An 11,136-nucleotide genomic window follows, 5' to 3' on the forward strand; every position below is an offset into this window, starting at 1 on the left:
TGACTCCTCAGTGCGTGGCCATGGCAGGACGGCTGCGTGTAGTAATCGCGCGTCCCGCCCATGGCAAAAATTCCAGCATCAGCAACAGCAGCGCGATCCACAGGCCGGCCGTGCCGATGATCCCCATCAAGCCGTCATTCCCCATCGGCAGGTGGTAGTCGTACAGGCCCGCGCCCGTTTTCGGGATGTTCTGGCCGCCGATGAAAATCGTCCAGCGCATCATCCAGGCGCTATGCAGCGCGATCAGGCCGTTCACCAGGCCACTCGTGGCCGGGCGCCAGATGGCCAGCGCCATCGGCACGATGGACGACAGCACGGCCCAGACAGCCGTGAACTGCCATTGCGGCATGCCCGCCACCTGGGTAAAGGCCATGCTGTGGCTGGCGCTCACGCCGGAGAGACTGACGAACAGCCAGCCGCCGCCCAGCGCCAGCACCAGCGCCAGCGACAGGGCCAGCGCGCGATTCAGCGACACTTCCAGGGCCTGGTCGCGACCGGGCAGGAAGCGGTTGAACAGCAAGGCCAGGCCCGCCGCCCCGACAAAGGCCGTGGCGGCAAATTGCGCCGGCAGGAAAGGCGTGAACCACAGCGGACGGGCGCGCACCACCATCACTTCCATGCCCGTGTACAGACCCACCACGAAGGCGGCGAGCAGGGTGAAGGCGGCGGCGGTGACGATGGCGCGGCGCGAGGCGACACCACCACGTCCCAACAGGCGATAGGCGAAGGCCAGGCGGTCCTTGCCCTGCCCCCGCGCGGCGAAGTCGCTGCGCAGCGCCAGCCACGCGTACAGCATCAGGCAGCCCAGATACAGGGGAATGAAGAACGAACCCCACGACATCCACGATTGCGGCTGGAAGTAAATATAGAAGTGATAGAAGCGGCCCGGCCCGTGCAGGTCGGCCAGCAGCGCCACGGGCGCCGTCATGCCGCAGACGAGGGACGCCAGCAGCGCGATGCGCCCCAGGCGTTCATACGCCTTGCGGCCGAAGACGAAGTACGGCAAGGTCAGCATGAAGCTGCCGTAACTGAGGCCGATGAGGAAAAAATACTGCACCGCCCACGGCAGCCATGCCGCTTCGCGCGTGACGTTGAGAATTTCGGTGATGTGGCTGTCCATGGTTTATTTCCCGTGTTTGCTCGGTTGCCAAAGTGTCGCTTCGCCCTCGACGTGGCCGGCGAAGCGCGTGTCCAGTCCCAGATAGAACACGTGGGGCTGGGTACCCTGTTCGGGCTTGAGCACTTTCACCTTGTTCTCGCTGAGCAGCTGATGCACCATGCTTTCCGGGTCATTCAGGTCGCCGAAGATGCGCGCGCCGCCGACGCAGGTTTCCACGCAGGCCGGCAGCAAGCCTTCGTCGACGCGGTGCGCGCAGAATGTGCATTTATCGGCCTTGCCCGTTTCGTGGTTGATGAAGCGCGCATCGTACGGGCAGGCTTGCACGCAGTAGGCGCAGCCCACGCAGCGGTCGCCATCGACGACGACGACGCCATCCTTGCGCTGGAAGGTAGCACCCACGGGACAGACGGGTATGCAGGGGGGATTGGCGCAGTGGTTGCACAGGCGCGGCAGCATGTAGGTGCCGCAGCGGTTCTCTTCCTTCACTTCATAGGTCGAGACGACGGTGCGGAAGCTGTTTTCCGGTACGGCGTTTTCCATGATGCAGGAGACCGTGCACGCCTGGCAGCCGATGCACTTCCGCACATCGACCACCATCGCCCAGCGCTGCCCGCCTTCGCCCCTGGTGGCGGCCTTGCCGGGCAGCGGCGCGATGGCCGCCCCGATAGTAACGGCTGGCAAGGCGCGCAAAAAACTGCGGCGCGATTCAATCATGACACTCTCCTTGACTATGGGCGGCAAGCCCTTGTTGACTTGCTGCCATGATAGAAAAGAAGTTGCCGTACGGATATTGGGGTGATCGGGTGGGGGCCTAGATGATCATGCCAATTGACAGGATCGACAATGCGGAGTAGGTCGGATTCCCCATGAGCGCTTGCATTGGTAGGTCGGGTTAGCCGGCACGGCGTAACCCGACACGCAGCGTCGCGCGGGCATGTCAGTCCCCGCAGTAACCGTTACAGCTCGTCGAGCGAATACAGCCGGCGGTGCTCGCGGATCGCGTAGCGGTCCGTCATGCCGGCGATGTAGTCGGCGATCTTGCGCGCCTGCTTGGTCACATCATCGCCATTGACCTGATAATCGGGCGGCAGCAGGGACGGTTCGGCCATGAAGCTGTCGTACAGTTCGCGCACGATGCGGCTCGCTTTGACGCGCATGCGGTTGACCTGGTAGTGGCGGTACAGGTTCGCGCGCAGGAAGCGTTTCAGGTCCGTCGCATCGCGCCGCATGGCATCCGAAAAGCGGATCAGCGGGGGGCTGGCGCGCACTTCGTTCACATCGCGCGGCGCCGCATCGGCAATCAAGCCGGTCGACGTGACGATCAGATCGTCGGCCAGCGCCGTGATCAGCCGGCGCAGGGTTTCGTAGATGGCGCGCCGTCCCGACAGGCCGGGAAACGCCTGCTGCACGTCGCGCCACAGGCGGCCGAAGAATTCCACCTCTTCCAGCTGCGCGATGGTGATCAGGCCCGAACGCAGGCCGTCATCGATATCGTGGCTGTTGTAGGCGATTTCATCGGCCAGGTTGGTCAGCTGCGCTTCCAGGGTCGGTTGCGTGCGGTCGATGAAGCGCTGGGCCACGGGCCCCAGTTCGCGCGCATGCGCCAGCGAGCAGTGTTTTAATATGCCTTCGCGCGTCTCGAACATCAGGTTCAAGCCATCGAAGGCACCGTAGTGCTCTTCCAGGGTATCGACCACGCGCAGGCTTTGCAGGTTGTGCTCGAAGCCGCCGTGCGCCTGCATGCACTCATTGAGCACATCCTGGCCCACGTGACCGAACGGCGTGTGGCCCAGATCATGCGCGAGCGCGATGGCTTCGACCAGATCTTCATTGAGGCGCAGGTTGCGCGCGATGGAGCGGCCCACCTGTGCCACTTCCAGGCTGTGCGTCAGGCGCGTGCGGAACAGGTCTCCCTCGTGATTGAGGAAAACCTGGGTCTTGTATTCGAGGCGGCGGAAGGCCGAGGAATGGATGATGCGGTCGCGGTCGCGCTGGAACTGGCTGCGCGAGGCGTGCGCCGCCTCGGCAAAGCGACGTCCCTGCCCCTGTGCCGAATGGGCCGCATAGGGAGCCAGGAAGTCTTCGGGCAGCATCTTATTGCACTCCGGCGGCCAGGGTGGCCAGCACCAGTTCGTGCGGCGCCGACGTGATGCACGGGCTGCCCAGCGGTTTCAACAGGATGAACTTGATGGCGCCGCCCTCGTTCTTCTTGTCCACTTCCATCAGTTCCAGCCAGCGCGCGACACCGAGGTCGGGCGCCTTGACGGGCAGGCCGGCGGCGGCGACGAGCTTGCGCAAGCGCTCCACGGCCGCCTGGTCGATATACCCCATGCGGCAGGACAGGTCGGCCGCCATCACCATGCCGCAGCCGACGGCTTCGCCATGCAGCCAGTGGCCGTAGCCCAGGCCCGCTTCAATGGCGTGGCCGAAGGTGTGGCCGAAGTTCAGGATGGCGCGCAAGCCTCCCTCGCGCTCGTCCTGGCGCACCACGTCGGCCTTGATTTCGCACGAGCGGGCAATCGCATACGCCAAAGCCCCCTTGTCGCGCGCCATCAGCTTGGCCATGTTCGCCTCGATCCAGTCGAAGAAGGCGGCATCGATGATGGCGCCATGCTTGATCACTTCGGCCAGGCCGGCCGACAACTCGCGCACCGGCAGGGTTTCCAGGGTCGAGGTGTCGGCGATCACGGCACGCGGCTGATAAAACGCGCCGATCATGTTCTTGCCCAGCGGGTGGTTGATGCCCGTCTTGCCGCCAACGGAAGAATCGACCTGCGCCAGCAAGGTGGTGGGCACCTGCACGAAGCCGATGCCGCGCATGTAGCTGGCCGCCGCATAGCCGGTCAGGTCGCCGATCACGCCGCCGCCCAGCGCCACCAGGGTGGTCTTGCGGTCGCATTTATTGGCCAGCAGCGCGTCGAAGATCTGCATCAGGCTGGCCCAGTTTTTATATTCTTCGCCGTCCGGCAGGACGATGCTGATCACGTCGCGGCCGTCGCTGGCCAGCGCGGCCTGCAGGCGGCCCAGGTACAGGGGGGCGACGGTGGTATTGGTGACGATGGCCACCTTGTGGCCGCTGATATGGCGCAGCAGCGCATCGGCGTCGGCCAGCAGGCCGGGACCGATGGCGATCGGGTAACTGCGTTCGTCGAGGTCTACGCTCAACAACATTTTGGATTGCTCGTTCATCGAAGGCTCTGCATGAATGACGCAGTTGGGCGAGGCCTCGCATTCGAGGCTGGCCAACTGCATCAGAATTGTCTGGACCATCGATTGTACGTTAGGACGGCCCGTGTCGATGACAATGTCGGCCACTTCCATGTAATGGGGCTCGCGCTGGGTCGTCAATTCTTCCAGTTTGCGGCGCGGATCGGCCGTCTGCAGCAGCGGGCGATTCTTGTCGTGGCTGGTGCGCGCCAGGATGTTGCTGACGCTGGCGCGCAGGTACACGACCGTGCCCCGTTCCTTCAGGTAGGCGCGGCTGTCGGCATTGAGGATGGCCCCGCCGCCCGTGGCCATGACGATGCCTTGCTGGGCGCTCAGGTCGCGAATGACCTCGGCCTCGCGCCGGCGAAAGCTCGCTTCCCCCTCGATTTCGAAGATCCACGGGATGGTCGCTCCCGTGCGTGCCTCGATTTCGTGGTCGGAATCGACAAAGCGCAAGCCCAGTTTGCGGGCCAGGATGCGCCCGATGGTGGTCTTGCCTGCGCCCATGAGGCCGACAAGGAAAATATTACTGTTGGAAATTTCAGACACTTTTTATATCAATCAGAAAATAAGCGGGCACCGCCTCTACGGCGCCCGTTTCCCCTTGCGTCAAGGACAGGAGAATGTCAGTCTAAACGGGTAACTGGTGGCGTTACCCAGCGGCGTCGTCACTGTTACATTAAACGTGCTGACCACATTCGCTACACAATTTGTCGGCGTCAGGCTGTTAATTGTAACGGCATGCCGGCCTCCCTGGTTACCTTGAATGTTGCCTCCGGTACGGTCATCCACGCCAAGCGTGTTGTGCGGATAGATATTTTGGATGCTATCCGGGGTGATGGATCCGACTCCATTGATCATATTCGTGATCGCGACAGTCGTCCCGGAAGGCATGGGATTTTGATGCAAATCGCTCAATCGCAGGCTGAATTGACGCACTCCAGCGGCTGAAACGCTCCCCAGATCATAAGTGCTGCGATCGAGGCTGACCTGGGCCGACTGATCGAACAGCGTGACATTTTCGGGACGGCTGCCGCTCAGGAAGATGGCGATCTTCGCGAACAGCGTCTTGCTGCCGTCCGAAGTGCTGGCGCAGACGGTGGCAAGACCGGGCCACAGGCTGTCGGGCGTGCCGCCATGGCTGACGTCATTGCAGGGCGTGACAGGTGGATTGGTCGCCACACGCGGGTTCTGGCTGCGGAAGTCGACCGAGCAGCCGCCGTTCATGGTGGTGCAGCCGCCCATGCTGGACGAGCCGATGGCGCCCAAGTTGCTCTGGAATGCCACTGGCGTACCATCGGGAACGGGGTTGCCCGCTTGATCTGCCAGCAAGATAGTGACGGTCGTGGCAGGGTTGCCCACGGGGCTGTCATACGACCAGCCTTCCACGCTGGACTTGACGGAGCTGAGCGAAAACGCCGTTTGCACAGGCAAACCAGTCGTTACCAGGATGGAATCGGACAAAGTGGAAATGCCAGAGGCCAAGCTGGCCTTGACGCGGAAGGTGGTCGGGGTGGTGCCGGAATTGACGGTGGTGATGACGTCACCGTTGGCATCCGTGGTGTCTGTCACTTTATTGAGCGTCATGCCAGGGCCGTTCAACAGCGCAAACGTCACTTCCTGGCCGACCAGCGGTTTGTTGAAAGTATCGAATACGCGGAAAGTCAGCGTGGCCATTTCCGTGCGCGCTATGCCGCCCTGCCCTTGAATCACGATCGATTTTCCTATCGGACTGACGGCGGAAAACTGTACCGATGCCGGCGCGACGCGGCCGATCGGCAGCGTCGCGTGAAGATACATGGAAGCGCTGCCCGCCACTGTGGCATTGACCATATCGTAGTCATTGCAACCCAGGTCGCGGAAAACAGCCGTAGCCTTGCCGTTAATTACCGGCACGCCACTGGTCACGCTAGCCTTGCCGGCCTGCACGCAAGTCGAACTGAAATTGACCGTCTGGCCTGATCCCGTGTACAGGCTGGTGCCAGCCATGACATCAACCGTGACGTTGGTGGTGCCATAGGCCGCGATGCTGGCGGGCGAAAACCGCATGTTCTCCACACTCAGGTCGGTGGCTCCCAGCACATAATTGATCTGGCTGCCGGCAACGGCACCATTGGCCGTCGTCGTCGCCTGCAAAGTGGCCGCGCCGCTGGCCGACAGGCTGAATGGCCGCAGCGTGACGCTGGCCGTGCCTGTCGCATCGGTCAGTACTGTCCCTACCGATGGTGACATCACTGCCATGGTATTGTCAGTGGAGAATGCGACCAGGGCGTTGGTGATCGGCTTGCCGTTCAAATCGGTCACCAACGCCTTGGCCGTCAGCGGCGTGGCGCTCGACAGCGCGTTACTGGCGCTGCTACCACTGAACAGCGACAGCGTCATTTTCGCGCCCGCAGCCTGCGCCGCCTTGACTTCATAACTCCCCTCGCCGGTGACCATGGCGGTGCCCGCCGCGACAGTGGCCGTCAGCTTGCCCGCACCGGTGACCGTCGCATTCAAGGCCGAGACAGTGATGCTGGCATAGCCTTTGGCATCCGTCAGCGCCGTGCCATTGCTCGACGACAGCGTTACCAATGTGGCGTCGGAGGCGAAAGTGACTATCGTATTGCTGACCGGAGCACCATTTTTATCGATCACCAGCGCCTTGGCCGTCAGCGGCGCAGTGCTGCTTAGCGTAATGGCAGGCTGGTCGGCCGAGTTCAACAGGCTCACCGTGACCGTCGCGGCCACACCACCGGTGGTACCACCGCCCTTGCCGCCATCAATGGTCGGATCACCGCCACCGCCACCACAGGCGGCCAGCACAGTGCTCAAGACCAGCAAAGCCAGCCAATTCAATGCCCTACTCCAAGAGGTATTGCCTAAAGAGAAATTCCGCATAGTCGCCATCAGTCCGCTTTCGTTTGCATTGTTACTTAAACGTAAAGATGTGACATTAACGTGTTGCTGGCCGATCTGCCACTATTTTCGGCGTAATAAACACCATCAGTTCCGTTTTTTCTTGACTGCGGCCCGTGCTGCGGAAAAAAACACCGAGCACGGGGATGTCGCCCAGCAGCGGCACCTTGCTGTCCGTACCCCGTTCGGACTGCTGATAAATGCCACCCAGCACCACCGTGCCGCCGTCTTCCACCATCACTTGCGTCCGCACGTGTTTGGTGTCGATGGCGAAGCCGAAACGCGTTTCCTGGCCCACGCTATCCTTGTTCACATCCACTTCCAGCACCACGTTGCCGTCCGGCGTGATCTGCGGCGTGACCTCCAGGCGCAGGTTCGCCTTGCGAAACGTGATCGAAGTGGCGCCGCTGCTGGTGGCCACCTGGTAGGGCAGTTCGATGCCCTGCTCGATCAGCGCCAGTACCTTGTCGGCCGTCACCACCCGAGGGCTGGAAATGATCTTGCCCCTGCCATCGGCTTCCAGCGCGGACAACTCCAGGTTTAAAAAGCGGTTGGCGGCCGCCGAAAACAGGCTCAGGGCGAAGCTGGCCGGCTGCAAGCCATTGATGCTGGCGGCCGGCAAGTTGACGAATTGCGTGTTCGGCACGAAGGCGCCGGCGCCGGCCACCGTTTGCCCCGTCGCCTCGCCCACGCCCTGATACGTGCCGCCGATGGCCGCGCGGCGTCCGCTGCCACCGAGCGAAAAACCCGGCAACTGGCCCGCTGCCAGGCGCTGGTCCGTAAAACCCAGGCGCGCGCCCAGGTTGCGGCTGAAGCTGTCGTTCGCCTCGACGATGCGCGCCTCGATCATCACTTGCCGCGTTGGAATATCCGTCTTGGCGATCAGCTGACGGATCTGCTCCAGGCGCGCCGGCACGTCGGTGACGAACAGCTGGTTCGTGCGCGGCTCGATCAGCACGCTGCCACGGCGCGACAGCAGCCGGCTGCGCCCTTCCCCCGCGTCCAGGCCGAACACGGTACGGAATGCTTCGGCCTTCTGGTAATTGAGCTGGAAGATGGCTGATTGCAAGGGTTCGAGTTCGGCGATCTGCGCGCGCTGTTCCAGTTCCAGTTTTTCGCGCGCCAGCATTTCCTCGCGCGGCGCGATCCACAGCACGTTGCCATTGCGCCGCATGTCCAGGCCCTTCGCCTGCAGCAGCACGTCGAGCGCCAGGTCCCACGGCAAGTCGCGCAGGCGCATCGTCACATTGCCGGCCACGCTGTCGCTGGCGATGATGTTTTTCCCCGACGCGTCGGCCAGGATGTGCAGGGCCGCGCGCACGCCCACGTTCTGGAAATCGACGGAGATTTTCTCGCCGGCATACTGGCGCGGCGCCGTCACCGGCACCACCGCCTCGTCCCCGGCCAGGGCGGCGCCATGCAGCAATAGCCAATACATCGAACACATCCACACAGACGGCTTCATGGCGTGACCTCCGGCACACTGGCCCTGGCGTCACCCGGTCTTTGCAGGGACAGGCTGCCATGCCGTTCGCGCCACCCGCCGCCCGCGTCCGGCAGCAACTCTTTGTACTGCAGCGCCTGTTCGCTGATTTGCGTGACCCGGCCGTGGTCTGGCCCCAGATACTGGCCCACCGCCACCCGGTACACGCGCTGGCCCGCCAGCAGCAGCGCGCTCAGGCGCCCTCCCTGTTGCACGCTGCCCACCATGCTGATGGCCGGCAAGGCGACGCTTTCCAGCGGCTCGCGCACGCGGCGCGGGTCGGGTCCGGCCACACTGCCATGCTGGCCCGGCGCGCTTGCCGCCGCCAATGCATTAAAAGGGTCGGCCAGGGCGGCGGCCGCGTACGGCTGCGGCACGACAGCGGCAAGCGGGCGCCATGCCGGCGCGCCGGTCTTTGCAGGCAATGCCGCTTGTGCCGCCAGCTCCCCCGCTTCGGGCAAGCGATACGCGTGCAGCACGGCATCGAGGGTCAGCAAGCGATCCTTGCCCTGGGTCAAGGCCAGCTCATGCACCGTGACGATGCGCGGCAGGCGCGCCAGGTCCCCCAGCAACGCGCCCATGGCGTGATAGCCGCCGCGCAACTGTATGGCGATCGGCAAGGCGACATACGGCGCTTGCGGCCGGGCCGCGCCCGGCTTGAACAGCGAAAATTGCAGTCCGCGCGACTGGCCTGCGGCGTTAATGTCCGTCAACAGCACCGCCATCGCTTGCTGGTCGGGCAATTGCTGTTCCAGCTGGGCCAGCTCGGCGCCGGCCTGGCGCCGCTGCGCACGCCACTGCGGCAACTGGCTCGCCCTGGCTTGCGCCGCCAGATACCCGGCGCGCAAGCGGCCTTCCTCGTCTTGCGCCGCCTGCACGGCGGCCATGAGTCCCTCCAGCCACGCAAGGTGCAGCAGCGCGGCCACCAGCGTACCGGCCAGGCTGGCGCACGCGAGGCGCGCGGGTAGCGGCCACAGCGACGCAGTCTTCAAGCTCAGCATGATCAACCTCCAAGACTAGGGTGCCAACGCCAGCCGTATCGTCCATTCCACGGCGCCATCTGCCGCACCGCGCACTTCAATCACTTCCGGGCGGGACCAGGGTGCTGCCTGCTCCAGCGCCTGCAGCAATGCTGCGACCTTTTCCTGCGAAATGGCATGCCCTTGCAGGCGCACCATCGCCGATTCCTGGCGCACACTGTGCAAGGCCACACCGGCCGGCATCGCCCGCGCCAGCGCGTCCAGCATGCGCACCCAGGCATGGCGTTGCTCTTGCAAATTGGCAATGGCCTGCTGGCGCAGCAGCAGTGCCGCTGTCTCTCCCTGCACCCGCTTGCCGGTGGCAAGGATGGCATTCACCTGCTGCATGGCATGGCGCCAGCCTTGCTGGCGACGCAGCTGCACGTCGAGCTGCTGCTGCAGCCAGGCGCCTGCCGCCAGGGCCAACAGCAATCCCAGCACCGCCCCACCAACCAGCTGCCACAGCAGCTGTTGACTGCGCCGACGCCGTGCCGCCTGCCGATGCGGCAACAGGTTGATGCATGGCACTTGCGCCACGGCCGTCATCGCGCGTACCGGTGCATGGCCAGGCCCCAGGCCAGCTGATAACTGAGGCCGCCGTCCGGCAAGGCTTGCCAGCCACCCTGCGCGAGCGCCGCCTGCAGGGCCAGCGCCTCGCTATCCATGACGATGGGCGTCAAGCCGGCCGCCATGGCCGCATCGAGGCGGCGCTGCACGCTGGCGCGCCGCGCCGCCACCAGCAGCACGTCGATCTCCCTGCCTGTCTGGCCCGCAAGCGGCGGCGCGGGGCCGAGAATGAAAAAATCCAGGCTGGCGTCTTCCAGCGCAAACGGCATGTATTGGGCCGCTTCCAGCTCCACGAGGATTTCCAGCTGTTCCTCCGGCAAGCCGGCGGGCAGGCGGATCGCATGCGTGATCAGGGCCGTGGCCGGCATGGCCAGCGCCACGCGGGTGCAGCCGCTGCCACTGTTGCGGCATGCCAGGCGCACGGCGCTGGCCAGGCCCTGTGGATCTTCGACATGACCTTCCAGCATCACTCCTGCCGCCAGCGCGGCGCTGCCGCAATGCCGGCATGACAATTTTCCCCGCCGGCGCCTCAACTCGACCACGCGCACGGCATCGTCCGCCATATCGATGCCCAGCAAACCGATGCCAAGAAAACTGCGGATGGATATGTTTTTCATAGAGAAACGTCAGCGTGGGAGGGGTTGCTGCCATCCGCAAGCCTAGTCCCGGCAGCGCTGGCTTGTAAACGGATTTCACGCTGGTGTCTGCGGCGCGCGGCGCCTATCTGGCGGGGCCGTGATCTGGCGCAGAATAATTGTTACCAAATCCTGGTTGCCAGCGGGCCAATACGCGCTTATATAGAGTATCGGCAAGTTTCGATACTCCCCCGGCAAGCGCCACGG

At 64.0% G+C, this 11,136-nt stretch carries 8 protein-coding genes and 1 pseudogene; all 9 read right to left on the reverse strand.

Features of this window, described 5'->3' with window-relative positions; translation table 11 throughout:
• Positions 1–7 precede the first annotated feature (7 nt).
• The 9 genes and pseudogenes from nrfD to pilM all read right to left on the reverse strand — a co-directional run bounded on the left by nrfD (position 8) and on the right by pilM (position 10,911).
• Positions 8–1,120, reverse strand: coding sequence for an NrfD/PsrC family molybdoenzyme membrane anchor subunit (gene nrfD, locus KY494_RS15715; RefSeq protein ID WP_219887464.1), 1,113 nt, complete (start codon positions 1,118–1,120; stop codon positions 8–10).
• Positions 1,121–1,123: 3 nt separating this feature from the next.
• Positions 1,124–1,834, reverse strand: a complete 711-nt coding sequence (dsrO, locus tag KY494_RS15720) for a sulfate reduction electron transfer complex DsrMKJOP subunit DsrO (protein WP_219887465.1) — start codon at positions 1,832–1,834, stop codon at positions 1,124–1,126.
• A 242-nt stretch (positions 1,835–2,076) separates the two neighbouring features.
• Entirely contained in the window at positions 2,077–3,213 is a 1,137-nt protein-coding gene (locus KY494_RS15725) for a deoxyguanosinetriphosphate triphosphohydrolase (RefSeq protein ID WP_219887466.1), read from the reverse strand.
• Position 3,214: 1 nt separating this feature from the next.
• A complete protein-coding gene (gene aroKB / locus KY494_RS15730; RefSeq protein ID WP_219891612.1) occupies positions 3,215–4,834 on the reverse strand; it encodes a bifunctional shikimate kinase/3-dehydroquinate synthase AroKB in 1,620 nt (539 codons plus the stop codon).
• A gap of 102 nt (positions 4,835–4,936) precedes the next feature.
• The gene (locus KY494_RS15735; protein WP_219887467.1) at positions 4,937–7,165 is read right to left on the reverse strand and encodes an Ig-like domain-containing protein; all 2,229 of its coding nucleotides are present in this window, start codon (positions 7,163–7,165) and stop codon (positions 4,937–4,939) included.
• A gap of 97 nt (positions 7,166–7,262) precedes the next feature.
• Positions 7,263–8,588 (reverse strand): annotated as a pseudogene (locus KY494_RS15740) (type IV pilus secretin PilQ); the annotation flags it as partial.
• A gap of 98 nt (positions 8,589–8,686) precedes the next feature.
• Positions 8,687–9,709, reverse strand: coding sequence for a pilus assembly protein PilP (locus KY494_RS15745; protein WP_219887469.1), 1,023 nt, complete (start codon positions 9,707–9,709; stop codon positions 8,687–8,689).
• A 15-nt stretch (positions 9,710–9,724) separates the two neighbouring features.
• The gene (locus KY494_RS15750; protein ID WP_219887470.1) at positions 9,725–10,273 is read right to left on the reverse strand and encodes a PilN domain-containing protein; all 549 of its coding nucleotides are present in this window, start codon (positions 10,271–10,273) and stop codon (positions 9,725–9,727) included.
• Positions 10,270–10,911, reverse strand: a complete 642-nt coding sequence (pilM, locus tag KY494_RS15755; RefSeq protein ID WP_219887471.1) for a pilus assembly protein PilM — start codon at positions 10,909–10,911, stop codon at positions 10,270–10,272. Before pilM ends, KY494_RS15750 begins: the two co-directional genes overlap by 4 nt.
• Positions 10,912–11,136 lie beyond the last annotated feature (225 nt).

This window comes from Janthinobacterium sp. PAMC25594, from assembly GCF_019443505.1.
GTDB lineage: Bacteria > Pseudomonadota > Gammaproteobacteria > Burkholderiales > Burkholderiaceae_D > Janthinobacterium.

What these genes read in the sequence shown, in the direction of transcription:
- aroKB (WP_219891612.1), bottom strand. Translation starts at nt 4,834, where the DNA reads ATGGGCGCAGGCAAGACCACCATCGGGCGCATCCTGGCCCGCAAACTG.
- KY494_RS15725 (WP_219887466.1), bottom strand. Translation starts at nt 3,213, where the DNA reads ATGCTGCCCGAAGACTTCCTGGCTCCCTATGCGGCCCATTCGGCACAG.
- KY494_RS15750 (WP_219887470.1), bottom strand. Translation starts at nt 10,273, where the DNA reads ATGACGGCCGTGGCGCAAGTGCCATGCATCAACCTGTTGCCGCATCGG.
- KY494_RS15745 (WP_219887469.1), bottom strand. Translation starts at nt 9,709, where the DNA reads ATGCTGAGCTTGAAGACTGCGTCGCTGTGGCCGCTACCCGCGCGCCTC.
- pilM (WP_219887471.1), bottom strand. Translation starts at nt 10,911, where the DNA reads ATGAAAAACATATCCATCCGCAGTTTTCTTGGCATCGGTTTGCTGGGC.
- nrfD (WP_219887464.1), bottom strand. Translation starts at nt 1,120, where the DNA reads ATGGACAGCCACATCACCGAAATTCTCAACGTCACGCGCGAAGCGGCA.
- dsrO (WP_219887465.1), bottom strand. Translation starts at nt 1,834, where the DNA reads ATGATTGAATCGCGCCGCAGTTTTTTGCGCGCCTTGCCAGCCGTTACT.